At 71.1% G+C, this 15,643-nt stretch carries 21 protein-coding genes and 1 pseudogene; 9 read left to right on the top strand and 13 right to left on the bottom strand.

From position 1 onward, the window contains the following. Positions 1-32 precede the first annotated feature (32 nt). On the bottom strand, positions 33-719 hold the full coding sequence (locus L1280_RS12785) for a DUF1990 family protein (RefSeq protein ID WP_253582674.1): 687 nt from the start codon (positions 717-719) through the stop codon (positions 33-35). A 118-nt stretch (positions 720-837) separates the two neighbouring features. Here L1280_RS12785 and L1280_RS12780 point away from each other — a divergent pair, with 118 nt between their 5' ends. Then, positions 838-1,572, top strand: coding sequence for a GNAT family N-acetyltransferase (locus L1280_RS12780; protein WP_253582673.1), 735 nt, complete (start codon positions 838-840; stop codon positions 1,570-1,572). Here the strand turns inward: L1280_RS12780 and L1280_RS12775 are convergent. Beyond that, on the bottom strand, positions 1,556-2,467 hold the full coding sequence (locus L1280_RS12775) for a P1 family peptidase (RefSeq protein WP_253582672.1): 912 nt from the start codon (positions 2,465-2,467) through the stop codon (positions 1,556-1,558). The two genes, L1280_RS12780 and L1280_RS12775, sit on opposite strands and share 17 nt — an antisense overlap. Before the next feature lie 49 nt (positions 2,468-2,516). On the opposite strand from L1280_RS12775, the gene L1280_RS12770 reads away from it, so the two are divergent. Beyond that, positions 2,517-3,200 carry a dienelactone hydrolase family protein gene (locus tag L1280_RS12770; RefSeq protein ID WP_253582671.1) on the top strand — a complete coding sequence of 228 codons (684 nt, stop codon included), beginning with the start codon at positions 2,517-2,519 and terminating at the stop codon, positions 3,198-3,200. A gap of 47 nt (positions 3,201-3,247) precedes the next feature. On the opposite strand, the gene L1280_RS12765 is transcribed toward L1280_RS12770, so the two are convergent. Together L1280_RS12765 and L1280_RS12760 are read right to left on the bottom strand one after the other, a co-directional pair. Further along, positions 3,248-3,916, bottom strand: coding sequence for a response regulator transcription factor (locus L1280_RS12765; RefSeq protein WP_104991656.1), 669 nt, complete (start codon positions 3,914-3,916; stop codon positions 3,248-3,250). A gap of 167 nt (positions 3,917-4,083) precedes the next feature. Continuing rightward, positions 4,084-4,395 (bottom strand): hypothetical protein, encoded by a 312-nt coding sequence (locus L1280_RS12760; RefSeq protein ID WP_253582670.1) that lies wholly within the window; start codon positions 4,393-4,395, stop codon positions 4,084-4,086. Between the two features lie 108 nt (positions 4,396-4,503). Between L1280_RS12760 and L1280_RS12755 the strand changes: the two genes are divergently transcribed. The 3 genes from L1280_RS12755 to L1280_RS12745 all read left to right on the top strand — a co-directional run bounded on the left by L1280_RS12755 (position 4,504) and on the right by L1280_RS12745 (position 6,910). Next, positions 4,504-5,415, top strand: coding sequence for an alpha/beta fold hydrolase (locus L1280_RS12755; protein WP_253582669.1), 912 nt, complete (start codon positions 4,504-4,506; stop codon positions 5,413-5,415). Positions 5,416-5,599: 184 nt separating this feature from the next. Then, positions 5,600-5,776, top strand: coding sequence for a hypothetical protein (locus tag L1280_RS12750; RefSeq protein ID WP_253582668.1), 177 nt, complete (start codon positions 5,600-5,602; stop codon positions 5,774-5,776). A gap of 96 nt (positions 5,777-5,872) precedes the next feature. After that, positions 5,873-6,910, top strand: a complete 1,038-nt coding sequence (locus tag L1280_RS12745; RefSeq protein ID WP_253582667.1) for a sugar phosphate nucleotidyltransferase — start codon at positions 5,873-5,875, stop codon at positions 6,908-6,910. 338 nt (positions 6,911-7,248) lie between these two features. Here the strand turns inward: L1280_RS12745 and L1280_RS12740 are convergent. After that, positions 7,249-8,310: pseudogene (locus L1280_RS12740) on the bottom strand (MFS transporter); the annotation flags it as partial. Between the two features lie 30 nt (positions 8,311-8,340). Between L1280_RS12740 and L1280_RS12735 the strand changes: the two are divergent. Together L1280_RS12735 and L1280_RS12730 are read left to right on the top strand one after the other, a co-directional pair. Next, positions 8,341-9,033, top strand: coding sequence for a hypothetical protein (locus L1280_RS12735; protein ID WP_253582666.1), 693 nt, complete (start codon positions 8,341-8,343; stop codon positions 9,031-9,033). 49 nt (positions 9,034-9,082) lie between these two features. Beyond that, a complete protein-coding gene (locus tag L1280_RS12730; protein ID WP_253582665.1) occupies positions 9,083-9,787 on the top strand; it encodes an IclR family transcriptional regulator C-terminal domain-containing protein in 705 nt (234 codons plus the stop codon). Positions 9,788-9,797: 10 nt separating this feature from the next. Here the strand turns inward: L1280_RS12730 and L1280_RS12725 are convergent, their stop codons facing one another. The 4 genes from L1280_RS12725 to L1280_RS12710 form a co-directional block, all read right to left on the bottom strand. Then, positions 9,798-10,046, bottom strand: a complete 249-nt coding sequence (locus L1280_RS12725; protein WP_253582664.1) for a hypothetical protein — start codon at positions 10,044-10,046, stop codon at positions 9,798-9,800. Then, complete coding sequence (locus L1280_RS12720; RefSeq protein ID WP_256488323.1) at positions 10,043-10,543, bottom strand: GNAT family N-acetyltransferase; 501 nt, start codon at positions 10,541-10,543, stop codon at positions 10,043-10,045. The genes L1280_RS12725 and L1280_RS12720 overlap by 4 nt, the downstream gene beginning before the upstream one ends. A gap of 8 nt (positions 10,544-10,551) precedes the next feature. Next, entirely contained in the window at positions 10,552-10,968 is a 417-nt protein-coding gene (locus tag L1280_RS12715; protein WP_253582662.1) for a hypothetical protein, read from the bottom strand. 165 nt (positions 10,969-11,133) lie between these two features. Then, on the bottom strand, positions 11,134-11,994 hold the full coding sequence (locus tag L1280_RS12710; RefSeq protein ID WP_253582661.1) for a sulfurtransferase: 861 nt from the start codon (positions 11,992-11,994) through the stop codon (positions 11,134-11,136). Positions 11,995-12,102: 108 nt separating this feature from the next. On the opposite strand from L1280_RS12710, the gene L1280_RS12705 reads away from it, so the two are divergent. Next, entirely contained in the window at positions 12,103-12,540 is a 438-nt protein-coding gene (locus tag L1280_RS12705) for a SufE family protein (protein ID WP_253582660.1), read from the top strand. Between the two features lie 76 nt (positions 12,541-12,616). Here the strand turns inward: L1280_RS12705 and rdgB are convergent, their stop codons facing one another. Beyond that, positions 12,617-13,216 (bottom strand): RdgB/HAM1 family non-canonical purine NTP pyrophosphatase, encoded by a 600-nt coding sequence (rdgB, locus tag L1280_RS12700; RefSeq protein WP_253582779.1) that lies wholly within the window; start codon positions 13,214-13,216, stop codon positions 12,617-12,619. A 70-nt stretch (positions 13,217-13,286) separates the two neighbouring features. Further along, positions 13,287-13,973 carry a hypothetical protein gene (locus L1280_RS12695; protein WP_253582659.1) on the bottom strand — a complete coding sequence of 229 codons (687 nt, stop codon included), beginning with the start codon at positions 13,971-13,973 and terminating at the stop codon, positions 13,287-13,289. Positions 13,974-14,002: 29 nt separating this feature from the next. Here L1280_RS12695 and L1280_RS12690 point away from each other — a divergent pair, with 29 nt between their 5' ends. Next, entirely contained in the window at positions 14,003-14,188 is a 186-nt protein-coding gene (locus L1280_RS12690; protein ID WP_253582658.1) for a hypothetical protein, read from the top strand. 19 nt (positions 14,189-14,207) lie between these two features. Here the strand turns inward: L1280_RS12690 and L1280_RS12685 are convergent, their stop codons facing one another. Both L1280_RS12685 and L1280_RS12680 read right to left on the bottom strand, forming a co-directional pair. Beyond that, positions 14,208-15,140 (bottom strand): magnesium transporter CorA family protein, encoded by a 933-nt coding sequence (locus L1280_RS12685; protein WP_253582657.1) that lies wholly within the window; start codon positions 15,138-15,140, stop codon positions 14,208-14,210. Between the two features lie 261 nt (positions 15,141-15,401). Further along, positions 15,402-15,638 carry a ferredoxin gene (locus L1280_RS12680; protein WP_104991670.1) on the bottom strand — a complete coding sequence of 79 codons (237 nt, stop codon included), beginning with the start codon at positions 15,636-15,638 and terminating at the stop codon, positions 15,402-15,404. Positions 15,639-15,643 lie beyond the last annotated feature (5 nt).

The following is a 15,643-nucleotide window of genomic DNA, read 5'->3' as shown; positions in this document are numbered from 1 at the left end:
GGCCGGGGGCGGGACAGATGGGGTGGGGAGGCTCAGGCGTGGTCGGCAGTGCCCTTGTCCAGCCCCACGGGGGCGTCGGGGAGGTCCTCGGGCGTGGGCACCGTGTACGAGTGCGCGAGGTGGGTCATCTCCAGCGACTCGTGGCCCCGGTTGACGATCCGCCCGCCCGCGTAGGCGGCCACGCTCAGGAGCGTGAGTTCCCAGTTGCGGCGCTGCCCCGCGTGGGCGCCGAAGATGTAGGCGAGGCGGTCGAAGTGCGAGTTGGTCCTCAGCAGCGACTCGATCTGGAGGATGACGTGGCCCCGCTCCTCCTGCGGATAGACCCGGAAGTCGGAGGTCCCCGCGTCGGGGTGCAGCCGCAGGGTGCGGACGCGGAAGCCCAGGGGGTCGATATGTTCCACGACGACCCGGCCCCGGCGCACCAGCATCATCTGAATCTGGAGGCGGGTCCCCACCTCGACGGGCGGAATGGGGCCGTCCAGCCCCCGGAAATACGCCAGCCACTTGGGGGCGTGGTCGGGCAGGTGCTCACGCCAGTGCCGGGCGATGTCCTCCGGGTCACGGGCCGCGCCCTCCAGTTCCACCCAGTAGCGGCGGCGGGTCAGCGGTCCCACGCCGTCCTCCGGCCCCGAGGGGCGCAGGGGGTCGGGCGGCCCCTTGAGGGCGTAGGCGGCGGCGGCGAGGGCAGGCAGGGCGAGCAGGCGGGTCAGTCGGGACATGGGGAACCTCCGGGGCAGCCTCCGGCGGGGGCCGGGGAACGCGGGCAGGCTAGCCGCTGCGCCGCCGCCGGGGACACGGCCGGGGTTCATGCAGCCGAAAGGGAGGCAGGATAGGGGGATGACGCCCGACTCCCTCCCCCGCCTGGCCCGTGCGGAAGCCGCTGCCCATGCCCGTTACGGCGAATCCGGCGCTGTCGCTCATTTCGGTCCGCTGGTGGCCGTCCACGCCGGGCCGGACCTCGCGGTGAACGCGGCCTGGCACGGCGGCACGCCGGGACCGACGGAGGCTGATCTGGACGGCTTCGAGGCGTTCAGCGCCGAGCATGGGCAGCCTGCGAAGCTGCACGTCCTCTCGCACACCGCCCCCGCCGTGGTCCCTTTGTTGAGGGCCAGAGGTTATGCGCTGGCCTCTGTCCTGCACGCCTACACGCACGGCCTGACCGACCTCCCCCCCCTTCCCGCCCTGACGGTCCGCGAGGAACCCGACGCCGACCTGTGGGCCGACCTCTCCGCACGCGGCTTCGGGCCGGGCACGGGGGCGATCATGCGCCTTGTGGCCCACGCCCCCGGCGCCGTCCGGCTGGTGGCCGAGGTGGACGGGGAACCCGCCGGAACCGCCGCGCTGAGCGTGACGCAGGGCGTGGCCGCGTTCTACGGCACGTCCACCCGGCCGGAGTTCCGGGGGCGGGGCGTCCAGACGGCCCTCCTCGCCGCTCGCCTGCACCTCGCCGCCGAAGCGGGGGCCGACCTCGCCAGCGTGTTCGTGACGCCGGGGTCGGGCAGCGAACGCAACGTGCGCCGGGCGGGGTTCCGGGTGGCAGGGGTGCGGCTGACCTTTACGCGGGCGGGGTAAGCCCGTTCGCCACCCGCACCGCGTCGCGCACCGCCGCGCACACGGCCTCCTGAACGAGTGCGACGAGCAGGAGGGAATCGGCGGCGGGCCGAACGCAGGAACTCAGCACGAAGGCGCTGTCCCCGTCCCAGGGGGTGTGGCTGGGGTGAATCACCCGCCCCAGCGCGGTCTGCGCGGCGTCCGCGAGGCGGCGGGCTTCGGGCTTGGTCAGCAGGTGCTCGGTGGCGACCGCGACCAGGGTGGTGCTCTCCACGTCGCCGGGGGCAAAGGCGGTGGCGCCCGGTCCCACCCCCGGCCCGGCCAGCACCCCGCCCCGCTCGTCCAGCACGTCACCGATGGGGTTCACGACCGCCAGCGCCCCCACCGCGACCCCGTGCCGCTCCAGGTAGGCGCTGCCCAGGCCGCCCGGCACCGCCCCCACCCCGAGGTACTTGCCCGCCGTCGTGCCGGTGCCCGCCCCGACGCGCCCACGCTCGACCGGATCCGCCGACGCCGCCCGCGCCGCGAGTTCGCCCTCGCGCTCGCCGGGCCGTGCTCCGGGGTCCCCCACCCCGAGGTCGTACACCACCGCCGCCGGAACGATCGGCACCCGCGCCCAGGGCGTCTCGTGGCCCACGCCGCGCTCCTCCAGCACCCGAACCACCCCGGAGGCCGCCGCAAGGCCGAAGGCGCTGCCGCCCGTCAGCAGCAGGCCATGCACGCGCTCCACCTTCTTCTCCGCCGAGAGCAGCACCCCCTCCCGCGTGCCGGGGCTGGGGCCGAGAAAGGACGCGGAGGCCACCGCGCCCGCGTCGGGGCAGAGGAGCACCGTGCAGCCGGTCAGGCCCACCGGGTCGGTCCAGTGGCCCACGCGGAAGCCGGGAATGGCGGTGAGGGTCGTGTTGGGGGCAGTCACGTCCGCATTGCATCACGCGGGAAGGGCAGGCAGGGGAGTACGGTGGGACATGGCTGAAGAACTGACCTTCCACTCGGGGGGCCGCACCCTCACCGCCTCCCTCGCCCGGCCCGCCGCGCCGCGTGGGGACGCGCCGGGTGTGCTGGTCCTCCACGAGGTCTTCGGGCTGAACGACGACATCCGGCGAGTGGCGGACCGCTTCGCGCGGGCGGGGTACGTGGCGCTGGCGGTGGACCTCTTCTCGGCGGGGAACCGGGCCGTGTGCATGACGCACCTGCTGGGAGGCCTCTTCCTGAACCCGCTGGAGCACCAGGGCGTGCGCGACCTCCGGCGGGCGCTGACGGTGCTGGGCGAACTGCCGGGCGTGGACGCCTCGCGGCTGGGGGCCATCGGCTTTTGCATGGGGGGCAGCCTCGCCGTGGCGCTCGCCTGCACCGACAGCCGCCTGAAGGCCATCGCCCCCTATTACGGTTTCAATCCCCGCCCGCTGGAAGCGGTGCGGCGGGGGTGCCCGGTCGTGGGCAGCTACCCGCAGCGGGACGCCACGGCCCGGCAGGGGGAGGCGCTGCGGGCCGAACTGGACGCGGCGGGCATCCCGAACGACATCAAGGTCTATCCCGGCACCCGCCACTCCTTCGCCAACCGTGGCCCGGCCTTCGACGCGGTGGCGAGCGAGGACGCCTGGAACCGGGTGATGGCCTTTTTCGACGAGCACGTGGTCGGGTCCACCTGAATGGGCAAAACCCCGCGTCGGGCGGGGTTTCTCGTGTTGGGGAAGGCTCAGGGCGTTTTCAGCGCGTACCCGATCCCCCGCACCGTCCGGATGATCCCGTACCCGTCGAGGTCGCGCAGTTTGGCCCGCATGTTCGCCATGTGGACATCCACCACGTTGGAGTTGCTGGGCAGCTCGCCGTTCCAGACCTCGCGCTCGATTTCCTGGCGGGAATAGACGCGCCCCGGCTGCCGGGCCAGGAAGGTCAGGAGGTCGAACTCCTTGGGCGAGAGGCGCACCTCGTGGCCGTTGTAGTGGCACAGCCGCTTCTGAGGGTGGATTTCCAGTGCCCCGATGGAGATCACCTCGCCGTGCTGCTGGTGCCGGAGCTGCACCTTGACGCGGGCGACGAGTTCTTCGGGGTGAAAGGGCTTGGTCATGTAGTCGTCCGCGCCCGCTTCCAGCAGGTTCACCTTGCGGTCGACCGCGTCCATCGCCGTCAGGATGATGATGGGCACGCTGCTCGTCTTGCGCAGGCGCCGGGCGATCTCCGCGCCGTCGAAGTCGGGCAGGCCGAGGTCGAGGATGACCAGTTCGGGGCTGTTCTCGCGGGCGCTGGTCAGGCCGGTCACCCCGTCGGGGGCGGTCAGCACCTTGTATCCGGCCTGCTCGAGTTCGTACTGAACGACGCGGGTGATGTCGGGATTGTCTTCGATCAGCAAAATGCGTTGTTCCATGGTGGGATGCCCTTTGTCTCCGGTCTGGGGCCGCGGCGCGGTCGGGGATGGGAGGAAGGCTGCCCTGCTGGTGTGCATTTTCTGACAGCCACTGGTTAAGGGCCATCGTAGGGGGGGGCCTGGGGCCGCCGGGTAACCGGGGCGGTTTACGGTCCCTTAACGCCGGGTCAGGGACCGCCCTCGCCCGGCACCCGCACCGAGTCCACCTGCACCCCGTGGCGCAGCAGCACCGTCTTGAGGCGCTGCATCGCCGCGACCGCCCGCGTGCGCTCGCCGGGCATGAACACCAGGGTCAATCGGGCCTCCTGGCCGGGCCGGGGCTCCTGCGCCTGCACCGCCAGCGGCCGGGCAAAGGCGGCGTCCCGCGTCACGTCGCGCAGGATGCGGGCGAAAGTCAGCTCGTCCACCCCGCCCAGCGTGAACGCGATGCCCTGCACCGGGCCGTCCTGCAGCGTACCGGGGGTCGGGGAATCGGTCATGTCCGCCAGGGTAGCCCTCCGCCCCCGCCCAGCGACGGGACAGGCGGCACAATGCCCAGGCGAGCCGTGCCCAGGCGGGCCGGACGGCGCCCCACCTACAATGCCCGCATGACCTGGCAAGGCGACCCCTCTTCCGTGCGGCTCAACGGTGCCGACCTGTATTTCGAGGTGACGGGGCCGGAAGGCAGTGACCTCCCGCCCCTCGTCTTTCTGCACGGCGGCCCCGGCTACAACAGCTATTCCTTTCAGGACCTCTTCGGGGAGCGGCTGGAGGGGCGGCGGGTGGTGTACCTCGACCAGCGCGGCTCGGGGCGCAGCGGGGCGCTGGAGGACAGCGAGCAGGGCGCCGAGACGCTCGACCTCGACACACTCGTGGCCGACGTGGAGGCGCTGCGCGAGCACCTCGGCTTCGAGAGCCTCGTGCCGCTGGGGCACGGCTTCGGGGCGCTCGTGGCGCTGGAGTACGCCCGGCGCTTTCCGGTCCGCACCGCCCGCGTGGTCGTGGTCAATCCCTGGGTGCATTTCCCTGGACTCGCGCTGACCCTGCTCGCGGAGGCCGCCGCCCGCCGGGGCCAGCCTCTCGACGACCCGGCCGCCACCGTGCGGGCGCGGACCCCGGAGGGCGAGTACCCCCCCGTCGGCGCGGCCCGCATCGAGGCGGCCTTCTCGCTCGTTAACGCCCGCGACCTGCTCAACGCGCTGCAGTTCCGCGACGCCCCCAGCCGGATGCGGCTGGAATTCATCGACGCCGAGGGCCAGCTTGCCGGGGGCGGGGAGGTGCAGCAGGCGCTCGTCAACCAGGGCCTGTGGGAGTTCGAGTACCCGCCCTTCCTCCAGGAACTCCGCCGCCCGGTGTTCGTGATCGCCGGGGTCCACGACCGCACCAGCTACCCCGAGCAGGTCGAGTGGCTGGCCGACCTCGCCGGGGCCGACGTGACGGTGCTCGACGCCGGACACTACCCCTGGCTGGACGACGAGGACGCCTTCGCCGAGGCGCTGGAGGAGGCGCTGACCCGGTAGGGGGCTCTGAGGGCAAGGCTTGTCGTCGCGCTCGGAAGAACCGGAGGTGGGAAGGGTCAGATTGGTCCTCCTGGCCGTTCTTCTCGGCATCGCTTCGGGAGTGGTCGCCTCACCCCATCACGTTAGCCTGGCCGGAAATCTCTGCGGCCCGTCCCTCTAGCTCGGGGGGAAGTGCATCAACCTCGTGACCGGCTGGGGATGGCCCACCGCGTTCATCACGGACAACGCTGCCGTATCCGTTCTGGGGAGTGTGGGCACCGACGATTCCTTCCACCTGGGAAACCTGCTGGTCAACATCCTTTTCTATTCCGGCGTGCTCAGCGTGGCTGTCGGCCTGGGCAAGCAGGTTGGAAGGCGGTAGGCCCGGAACACGTCCCAGATCCCCCGTCTCAGGGGAGCGCGGCCTCCCCTCCTCCCCGCCTCCTCACAGCAAACCCGCTAGACTGGCGGCACCCTTATGAAAGCCGTGATTCTGGCCGCCGGGCGCGGTCGCCGCTTGCTGCCCCTGAGTGCGGGGCGGCCCAAGCCTGCGCTGCCCATCGCGGGGGTGTCCCTGCTGGCGCGGGGGGTGCGGGCGCTGCGGGCGGCGGGGGTGGGCGAGATCGCGGTGGTGACCAGCCCCGCCCACGAGCCCGAGCTGCGCGAGGCCACCCGCCAGGAAGGCCCGCTGACCTTTCTGCACCAGCATGAGCCGCGCGGCACCGGGCACGCGGCGCTCGCCGCCCGTGACTTTTTCGGGGGCGAGGCGGGCGTGGTGTACCTGGGAGACAACCTCTTCGCCGACCCGCTCGCGCCGCTGCTCTCGGCGCTCGACGGGGCCGACGCGGTGCTCGCCGTCAAACAGGTGCCCGACCCCCGCGCCTACGGGGTGGCGACGGTGCGGGAAGGCTGGCTCACCGGGCTGCACGAGAAGCCCGCCGAACCGCTGAGCGACCTGGCGGCCTGCGGGGTCTTTGCCTTTCAGCCCCACGTGCTGGACGAGGTCGCGCGGCTCCCGGCCAGCGAGCGCGGCGAGATCGAGTTTCCGCAGGCGCTGGCGCGGGTGGTGGCGGGGGGCGGGCGGGTGCGGGCCGTACCGCTGGGGGGCTACTGGGCCGACGCGGGCACGCCCCATGACCTGCTGACGGCGGGGGCGCATGTCCTCGCGGGCCTCTCGCCCCGTGTGGACGGCGAGGTGGAGGGCAGCACCCTCTCGGGCACAGTGGTGGTCGAGGCGGGCGCCGAGGTCCACGGCTCGCACGTCACGGGGCCGGTGTGGATCGGCCCCGGCGCCCGGGTGCGCGGCTGCGTGCTGGGGCCGAACGTCAGCGTGGGGCCGGACGCGGTGCTGGAGGGCGCGACACTGCGCGACTCCCTGATCGACGAGGGGGCGCGGGTGCTACACCCCTCGCGGCCGCTCTCGCACGCGGTGATCGGCCGCCGGGCCACCGTGACCGCCCCCACCGGGGACGGGGTGCAGCTCGCGCTGGGGGACCACAGCGTGCTGCGGGTGTAGGCACTCAGGGCTGTCGTACCCTGGGGCATGACCCGCCCCCCTGCCCGGCCGACCGGTTCCGCCCCGCCTGAGCCCCAGGGCGAGGTCGTCATCAGCGGGGTGGACACCGGCCCCGCCGAGGCCGAGCGCGGGAACCTCACCCCCACCGAGGACCACGCCCGCTTCCAGCCCCCGGAAGAACGCGAGCCGGAGGACGAGGACGGCTGATTAAGCTTCCAGCCCTCCTGCGCCCGACGCGCCAGCGGCCAGACCAGGGCCAGCCCCGCGAGCAGGGCGACCAATCCCAGCATCAGGGCCGGGGTGGGCAGGGGCCGGGCCGCGAGCGCCGCACCCAGTGTCAAGCCGACCGCGTTCACGCCCATCAAGGCCCCGACCACCCGCCCCCGGACCTCCGCCCCCACGAGCTGTTGCGAGCGGGTCGTGGCCGCCACCTCCAGCAGGCCCAGCCCCAGCCCGAAGACGGCAGCCGAGGCCCACCACACGGGCACCCCTGTGAAGGCGAAGCCCAGCGTGCCCAGCACCAGCACCCAGCGGCCCGCGCCGATCAGCGTGTCGAGGCTGCGGCGGGCGGCCAGCGGCGTCACCAGCGCGATGCCGACGAGGACCCCGCCCGAGATCAGCGCCTCGAAGACGGCGTAGTCGGGGGCACCACGCCCGAAGGTGCCCAGGTGGACGGGGGCGCGGACGTTCATCACGTTCAGGGCGACGTTTAGGGCGAAACTCATGCTCAGCAGGGCCAGCAGCAGCGGTGAGCGGCGAATGACCCCCAGGCCCTCCAGCGCGTCCCGTACGGGCTGGACCCGACCGCCCGCCGCGCCCGGCAGCCAGGGCAGGGCGAGCGCAGCGGCGGCCAGCCCCAGAATCAGCGGAGTGCCCACCAGCAGCGTGCCCCCTGCCCCAACCAGATGCACGAGGACGCCGCCCACCCCGTAGCCCACCAGCGGCGCCCCCATCAGTGCTCCGCTGTTCAGGCTGTTGGCGCGGGCCAGCAGCCCGGCCGGAACCAGGCGCGGCACCAGCGCGGCCCCGGTCGCATACGCCAGCGTCGAGAGCAGCCCGTTTAGAAAGGCAAGCGCGGCCAGCCCCGCCAGCGGCAGCGTGCCGCTCAGCGCCCAGGCCCCGGCCACCCCCACCGCCAGCGCCCGCAGCCCCGCGCTCAGGGCCAGCACCCTGCGCGGCGGCAGGCGGTCGGCCAGCCCACCCAGCAGCGGCGCGAGGAAGCGCGGCAGGCTCCCGAACAGCACGACCAGCCCGACCGCTCCGGCCCCCTCCCCGGCCCCCAGGGCCAGAAAGGGCAGCGCCACCGACACCGCCGAGTCCCCCAGCGCGGCCCCGGTCAACCCGGTCCAGTACCGCCAGAAGGAGTGGGGCAGCGCAGCAGAAGCAGGCACAGTCGTCATGGCTCCAGCGTCCGGCGTACCCTGCCGAAGATGCCGCAGACCATTTTGGGTTCCTTCGGGGGCGAGTGGTTCAAGGTCGCCACGCCGGAGCAGGCGCGGCTCCTCAGCGACCCCGCCGCCCTGCGGCACCTCGAACCCTTCCTGGGACGGACGCTGGGGGCCGCCGCCGCCGCGCGGGAGGCGGGCGTCAGCGTGGAGCGGATGCTCTACCGGGTACGGCAACTCGTGACGGCGGGGCTGCTGACGGAAGTGGGCCAGGAACGGCGCGGTGGGCGGCCCATCCGGCTCTACCGGGCGCCCGCCGGATTCTGGCTTCCCTTTCACCTCACGCCCTTCGCGGACCTCGAAGCGCAGATCGCGCGGCACGGGCGGCCCTTCGACCGGCTGCGGGCACGGGCCGGGGCGCGGCGACTGGCGGAGCTGGAACTGGGGACCCGTCTCCTCTACCGCGACCAGCGGGGCGAGGTGCATTCGGAAATCCTTCTGCCCGAGGGCCAGACCCTCGCGCAATTGCGTCAGCACACCGTCGGCGGCGATTACATGGGCGTCCTCTGGCTGGACGAGGCGACGGCCCGGCGGGTCCAGGGTCTGCTGGACAGCCTGCGCGAGGAACTGAGCGGGTGGGGGACCGAGCAGGCGGGACGGCGCCCCTACCTGATCCAGACGGCCCTGTTGCCCCTCAACCCCGGCGACCGCGAGGAACTGCTGGGGCCGCCGGGCTGAACCGGGTCCAAGCGTGACGGAACGCCTCACGTCCCTGTAAGCTGGACGGGTGCTCTCCCTTCAGAAAGCGGCCAGCATCCTGGGGGCCTTCAGCGCCGAGCAGCCCGAGTGGGGGGTGCGGGCGCTCGCGGCGCACCTCGGCGTGCCGCGGGCCACGGCGCACGCTTACCTCGCCGGGCTGACCGGGGCCGGGTTCCTGCGCCGCACCCCGGCGGGGCGCTACCGTCTGTCGTGGCACATCGCGGAGATGGGCGCCCACCTCACCTCGGCGCTGCCCTGGTTTCCAGACGCGCGGGCGCTGATCACCCGGCTGGCGCTGGAGGTGCGGGCGGTGGCCTTCCTGTGCATCCTGGAGGGCGAGGAGGTCGTGTGCGCCATCCGTGAGCGCCACCCCGACGCCGACATCGACCTGCCGCTCGACATCTATCTCCCAGCGACCGCCACCGCGAGCGGCAAGATCCTGTATGCCTACGGCGACGTGCAGCCGCGCGAGTTCGCCGCCTGCACCCAGAGCAGCATCACCACCCCCGACGAGTGGCGCACCGAACTCGGCCGGGTGCGGCGCCGGGGCTACGCCTACTCCATCGAGGAATGGATTCCGGGGCAATGCACCCTGGGCGTGCCCTACCACCACGGCGGGCAAGTGGTCGCCGCCATCGGCGTGCAGATGAGCGCCCAGCGTTACCTGCGGGAGGAAAGGTCCATCCGCGAGCGCGTGCTGGGCATCGTGCGCGAGGCCGAGGGACTGGGGTAGAGAGGTTGGACTAACCGTCCCCACCGCGCAGGGCCATCAGGTCCAGTTCCCAGCTCAGTTGCTCCAGTGCGGCCGGGCTCACGCCGGACAGCATCCCCGCGAGGGCGGCGGCCTCCTCCAGCGTCTCGGCCCACAGGTCGGGGCCGGAGGGCAGGACGCGCACCCGCACCTGCCCGTCGGTCATGAGGTCCACCCGCACGCCGCGCCCGGCTTCGTCGCCGGGAATGTTCAGCAGGGGACGCCGGACCTCGCTCGTCATGGGCGGAGACTAGCCCAGTTTTCCCGCTCCAGCGCGTACCACACCGTCGGCACCCGCTCACCCCGGTACCCGTCCGGCCCGCCCTCCCCCACTTCGGAAAAGCCCAGCCGCCGCATCAGCGCGTGCGAGGGCAGGTTGGGGCGGTGGACCTCGGCGGTCACGGTCTGCAAGCCGAGGTCACCGAAGGCGTGCGCGAGCAGGAGCTGACCCGCTCGCGTCCCTACACCTTGACCCCACAGTTCCCGCTCCCCGATGGCAATGCCGAACTCACCCGACGTGTCGCTCAGATCCGCGAGGTCTACATAGCCGACGAGCCGTCCGCCGTACTCCACGCCCCAGCGCCGGAAATCCGGTCCCGTTCCCGCGATGATGCCCTGCCAGTGCCGCCGCACCACCCGCCCGGCCAGCCCCACCGTCCAACCCGCCGCCCGGCAGAACTCGGCGTCGGCGGCCCAGCGCACGGCGGCTTCCTCGTCACCGGGGCGCAGGGAGCGCAGGGTGACCGTCAGTTCTTGTCTCCGAAGCTCCAGATTTCGAGGTCGTCCACCGACTCGCTAACCTTCTTCAGGCTGGCGAGGTCCTCACGGCTGGCCTGCTGGGGCTGCGCGGTCCCCGCCCCCGCCCCGGTCGGACGCCCCACCGCCCCCGCCATCACCTCGGCGGGAACGGCGGCAAGCATGGAGGCGAGCTGTTTGGGGGTGGCGTCGAGCAGCGCGTCGGAGAGCACCTCGTCGGGCACGTCGGCGGAGATGCGGGCGCGGGCGGCGGCGACGGCGGCGGGGTCCACCTCGGGGCGGACGGCGACTTCCTCGTCGAGGCCCGCCGTGCCGGGAGGCCGGGGCGCGGCCGAAGAGCGGGAGCGCCGGGCCAGCAGCAGGGCGGCCACGGCGACGGCCACGAGCAGGAACAGCAGGAACGTCATGCCCCCACCCTAGCGGGCTGGCCCCGGTCCGCGCTTCCCCTGACCGGAGGGGAAAGGCGCGGCGACGGGGCCACCGAAGCTTCATGCTGCGGGGGCAAAACGCAGATCAGGCGAGCCGTGGAGCATTGCCGCGACTCACCTGACGGGGGCGACCTGGGGGCGCGGTTACGCCTCCGAGTACGTCTTCTCGATGGGCAGGCCCACCGCGTTGCCCCACTCGGTCCACGAGCCGTCGTAGTTGCGAACCTTGGGGTAGCCCAACAGCTCGCGCAGCACGAACCACGAGTGGCTGCTTCGCTCCGCGATGCGGCAGTAGGCGATCACGTCCTTGTCGGGAGTCACGCCCTCGCCCTCGTACAGCGCCCGCAGCTCGTCCGCGCTCTTGAAGGTGCCGTCCTCGTTCGTGGCCCGCGCCCAGGGGATGTTGCGGGCGCCGGGGATGTGGCCGCCGCGCAGCACGCCTTCTTGCGGATAGTTGGGCATGTGGGTGACCTTGCCCGAGAACTCGTCGGGGCTGCGAACATCCACCATCGCGCCCTGGCCCGCGCGGACGGCTTCGATGTGGGCCTTGACTTCGTCGCGGTAGGCCCGCAGGCTCTCGTCGCGGCGCAGGGCAGGGTACTTGGTCGGCTCGAAGGAGGACACGTCGGTCGTCAGCTCGCGGCCTTCCGCGACCCACTTCTGGCGCCCGCCGTTCATCAACTTGAGGTTCTGGACGCCGTTGTAGCTCAGGAACCAGTAGGCGTAGGCCGCCCACCAGTTGCTCTTGTCGCCGTACAGGACGATCTGGTCGCCGGGCTGGATGCCGAGCCGACCCAACAACGCCGACAGCTCCTCGGCGCTGATAAACTCACGCTCCTGGGGATGCCAGAAGTCGCCCTGCCAGTCGATCTTCACGGCGCCGGGAATATGCCCGGTCTCGTACAGCAGGATGTCCTCGTCCACTTCCACGAGGCGGATACCGGGGGTGTTCAGGTGCTCGGCAACCCACTCGGTGCTCACCAGCACGTCTTTTGCATAGTCCATCGTTGACCTCCAGGGGTGAGTGTAAGCGACTCCGGCCATAGTTGACCAAAAGGGTCAACTGGGTGACCTTCACCATACCGCGCCCGGCGGGGGGGGTACAGTGGCCGCATGACCGACGCGGCCCCCCTTCCCGAAAAGCTCCAGCAGATCGTGAGCCTGTTCAAGTCCGCGCCCAAGCCGCTGCGCCTCCAGGCCCTGCTGGAATACAGCAAGAAGCTCCCGCCCCTGCCCGAGAAGTACGTCGAGCACCCCGAGTTCCTCCAACCGGTGCCCGAGTGCGCCAGCCCCTTTTTCCTGGTGACCGAGCGTGACGAGGACGGCGGCGTGAACATGTACTTCAAGGTGCCGGAGGAAGCCCCCACCGTGCGCGGCTACGCGGGCATCCTGCACGAGGCGCTTCAGGGCGAGAAGCCCGAGACGATCCTGAATATTCCGGACCAGTTCTACATGGACATGGGCCTGACCGAACTCATCACACCGATGCGCCTGCGCGGCATGGGCGCGATTCTGATGCGGCTGAAGAACGAGGTGCGGGAAGGCGCATAGCGCGTGGCTTGTGGCGTGTAGAGGAAGGTGGGCGACGGAATTCCAGTCGCCCACCTTCCTTTTTCGTCCGTCCGCCCTATTCCGCCCCCTTCACCTCGCGCGGCGGCGGCCCGTTGCGGTGCGCTTCCCGCAGGGCCGCGAGCGCCCGGCCCCGGTGGCTGATCGCCTGCTTTTCCTCCAGGGTCATCTCGGCCAGGGTGCGGGTTCCGCCGTCGGGGACGAAGAGAGGGTCGTAGCCGAAGCCGTTCTCGCCGCGCGGACCTTCCAACAGGGTGCCGGGCAGCTCGCCCCGGTAGCTCTCGACGTGGCCGTCGGGATAGGCCAGGACGATCACCGAGACGAACTTCGCCCGGCGGGTGGGGGCGCGGCGCAGTTGCTCCAGCAGGTAGAGGTTGCGCTCCAGGTCGCTGTTTCTGTTTCCGAAGCGGGCGCTGTAGACGCCAGGCTGCCCGTTCAGCGCTTCGACCTCCAGCCCCGAGTCGTCGGCCAGGGCGGGGAGGCGGGTGGTCATTGAGGCGGCGCAGGCTTTCAGGGCCGCGTTTTCCTCGTAGGTCGCGCCCGTCTCCTCGGGCAGAGGCAGCCCGCCGAGGCCCTCCAAGGTCCATCCCAGGCCAGATAAGGCCGCGCCGATCTCGCGCACCTTTCCCGCGTTCCCGGTCGCCACGACCACCCGCATTCCGTTCCCGTTCCCAGCCGCGTCACTCGTCACCCGCCGAGTGTAGACGACGGGAGAGGCCAGCAGAGCGTCAATCGCCGCCCAGCGGTATCTCGGCCCGTACCCGCCACCGCTCCTCGCCCTCCCGCTTTTCAAACAGGGCCACCGAGCGGAAAGTCTGGGCGTGGTGGGGCGCGGTCAATGCCTCCAGCCGTGCCCGCAATCCCGCCGGGTCGTCACCCCCGTAGGGCTGCACCAGCGTGAAGTGCGGCTGCCAGGAGTCCAGTCCGCGCGGGGTGTGCAGCAGCGCCATCCGCGCCTGCTCGAAGGCGGGCGAGGCGGGCGTGACCTTGCCCGCGAACGGAGAAGCTGTCACGAAGCGGGCGAGCCGCGCCAGCAAGAGCGTGTGCAGCACCAGCAGGGGCGCGTTCGCTTCCAGCCGATGCACCCACGTTTCCCCGCCGTCCCAGACCTCCACCCGCCCGCCCGTCAGGGTCAGCACCGCGCCGGGCGAAAGGCAGGCCACGCCCACCCGCACCTCGGCCTCTATGTCCGGCCAAAGGGCGGGGTCAGTGAAAAAGCCCTCCACCAGCGTGAGGTGAAAGCCGTAGGGTCCGGCGTCCGCCTGATCTTCCGGGCGCAGGAAGTCCGGCAGGGGCCGCGTCTCCTCCGCCCGCACGTCGTAGCCCAGCAGGTCGCTGCCCGCCTCATACAGCGGGCTGCCCGCCGGGGGACAGAGGTAGACGGCAAAGCGGGTGCCGGAGCGGGGGTCAGTCATAGGAACGTCCGTGTGGGCGTGGATGACTTATGGGCATCGCTGTTGCGTTGGTCACCCTGCTGCTTCTCCTGACCATAGGCGCTGCCCTGTGGGTGTCGTCCGGACGACCAACCAGCCGAGGTGAGCGGGAGATCGGTCAGATCATGGTCACGGTCAGTGTCCTCGGGCTGTTGCTGACGATGGGTCTCATTTATTGGCTGGGCCGAATCCTGTAACTCCATCTGGCTCCCAGTCTCAAAACACCCGCCAGCGGTAGAACAGGAAGGCCAGCGTCCCGGCGAGCGCCGTGGCGATGCCCAGCACGATCCACAGCGCCTCCGGGTTCTCCTGAAAGGGCAACGGCACGTTCATTCCGAAGATGCTGGTCACCAGGGTGGGAATCGCCACCAGAATGGTCGTCACGGTGAGCACCTTCACGACCTCCTGCACGTTGTTGCTGATGACGGAGGCGAAGGCGCCCGCCATGCTCGTCAGGATGTTGCTGGCGATGGACGCCATCTCGATGGCCTGGAGGTTCTCGATCAGCACGTCGTCGAGCAGCTCGGAATCTTCCTCGTACATCTCGAAGATGCGGTCGCGCTTGACCCGCTCCATCATCGCCTCGTTCGCCTTGAGGCCGGTAATGAAGTACACGAGGCTCTTTTCGAGCTTCAGCAGGTCCATCAGTTCCTTGTTGCGGGTGGCCGTCTCCATGCGGTCCTCGATGGCGTCCACCCGCTTGTTGATCTGGCGCACGTCGATCAGGAACCGCTGGGCATTGCGCAGGAAGAGTTGCAGGGTCAGGCGATTCTTCTTGGCGGTGCTGACCCGCCGCACCAGCCCATTCACCACGTCGTTGACCACCGGATTCTCGGTCGCGCACACGGTCACGAGGCAGTGGTCGGTGTGCAGGATGCCCAGCGGCACGGTGTCGTAGGGGATGTCGCTGTCCTCGCCCAGCCGGTAGCTCGTCTGCATGATGATCAGGAGTTGGCCATCCTCGCGCTCGAAGCGCGAGCGCTCGTCGGGGTCGAGGGGGTAATTCAGGTAGTCGAGGTCGAGGCCCGTCTCGCGGCTGACGCGGGCGAGTTCCTCGGCGGTGGGCGCGACGACGTGAATCCAGCCGCCGTCGACGTAGCCGTCCGCGAGCTGGAGCTTGCCGCCGATGCTGCGGTAGTAGGTCAGCATGCAGGCCCGCCGTGACTGTTAGGGGAGGGGTAGAACATGGCGCGTCCTCCAGGGATGGGATACGTGAGGCCGAAGCGGAAGACCGCCGAGACCGGCCAGCTTGAGACTGGGCGGCTCGTGGTCGGTCGGGGAGTCGGGAGTCACGTCATCACCTCCTCTGCGGGAGCGCCGGGGCGCGGACACCGGGCGACATGCTAGCAGCGCGGCGCGGCCCGCAAAAAGCCCCGGCGCGGGACCGGGGCTGGCGAGGGTCGGGAAGGCTTACAGGCCGAAGAAGACGCGGTTTTTGACGATGAACTCGGTTTCCCCGGCGGGCACGTCCTCTTCCGGGAAGATGGCGCTGACCGGGCAGGCAGGGACACAGGCGCCGCAGTCGATGCACTCGTCGGGGTGAATGAGGAACTGGTCGCCGCCGTCGTAGATGCACTCCACCGGGCAGACCTCGGTGCAGGCCTGGTCCTTGACGCCGATGCAGGGGCTGACAATCACGTGAGGCATGCGGG

The sequence above is a fragment of the Deinococcus sp. HSC-46F16 genome, from assembly GCF_024171495.1.
GTDB lineage: Bacteria > Deinococcota > Deinococci > Deinococcales > Deinococcaceae > Deinococcus.
The sequence above is the reverse complement of the archived record's forward strand: the minus strand, read 5'-3'. Positions and strand labels throughout refer to the sequence as shown.

Excerpts from the sequence above, each read along its gene's own strand:
- L1280_RS12785 (WP_253582674.1), bottom strand. The coding sequence starts at position 719 with ATGTCCCGACTGACCCGCCTGCTCGCCCTGCCTGCCCTCGCCGCCGCC.
- L1280_RS12780 (WP_253582673.1), top strand. The coding sequence starts at position 838 with ATGACGCCCGACTCCCTCCCCCGCCTGGCCCGTGCGGAAGCCGCTGCC.
- L1280_RS12770 (WP_253582671.1), top strand. The coding sequence starts at position 2,517 with ATGGCTGAAGAACTGACCTTCCACTCGGGGGGCCGCACCCTCACCGCC.
- L1280_RS12765 (WP_104991656.1), bottom strand. The coding sequence starts at position 3,916 with ATGGAACAACGCATTTTGCTGATCGAAGACAATCCCGACATCACCCGC.
- L1280_RS12760 (WP_253582670.1), bottom strand. The coding sequence starts at position 4,395 with ATGACCGATTCCCCGACCCCCGGTACGCTGCAGGACGGCCCGGTGCAG.
- L1280_RS12755 (WP_253582669.1), top strand. The coding sequence starts at position 4,504 with ATGACCTGGCAAGGCGACCCCTCTTCCGTGCGGCTCAACGGTGCCGAC.
- L1280_RS12745 (WP_253582667.1), top strand. The coding sequence starts at position 5,873 with ATGAAAGCCGTGATTCTGGCCGCCGGGCGCGGTCGCCGCTTGCTGCCC.
- L1280_RS12735 (WP_253582666.1), top strand. The coding sequence starts at position 8,341 with ATGCCGCAGACCATTTTGGGTTCCTTCGGGGGCGAGTGGTTCAAGGTC.
- L1280_RS12725 (WP_253582664.1), bottom strand. The coding sequence starts at position 10,046 with ATGACGAGCGAGGTCCGGCGTCCCCTGCTGAACATTCCCGGCGACGAA.
- L1280_RS12715 (WP_253582662.1), bottom strand. The coding sequence starts at position 10,968 with ATGACGTTCCTGCTGTTCCTGCTCGTGGCCGTCGCCGTGGCCGCCCTG.
- L1280_RS12710 (WP_253582661.1), bottom strand. The coding sequence starts at position 11,994 with ATGGACTATGCAAAAGACGTGCTGGTGAGCACCGAGTGGGTTGCCGAG.
- L1280_RS12705 (WP_253582660.1), top strand. The coding sequence starts at position 12,103 with ATGACCGACGCGGCCCCCCTTCCCGAAAAGCTCCAGCAGATCGTGAGC.
- rdgB (WP_253582779.1), bottom strand. The coding sequence starts at position 13,216 with ATGCGGGTGGTCGTGGCGACCGGGAACGCGGGAAAGGTGCGCGAGATC.
- L1280_RS12695 (WP_253582659.1), bottom strand. The coding sequence starts at position 13,973 with ATGACTGACCCCCGCTCCGGCACCCGCTTTGCCGTCTACCTCTGTCCC.
- L1280_RS12690 (WP_253582658.1), top strand. The coding sequence starts at position 14,003 with ATGGGCATCGCTGTTGCGTTGGTCACCCTGCTGCTTCTCCTGACCATA.
- L1280_RS12685 (WP_253582657.1), bottom strand. The coding sequence starts at position 15,140 with ATGCTGACCTACTACCGCAGCATCGGCGGCAAGCTCCAGCTCGCGGAC.
- L1280_RS12680 (WP_104991670.1), bottom strand. The coding sequence starts at position 15,638 with ATGCCTCACGTGATTGTCAGCCCCTGCATCGGCGTCAAGGACCAGGCC.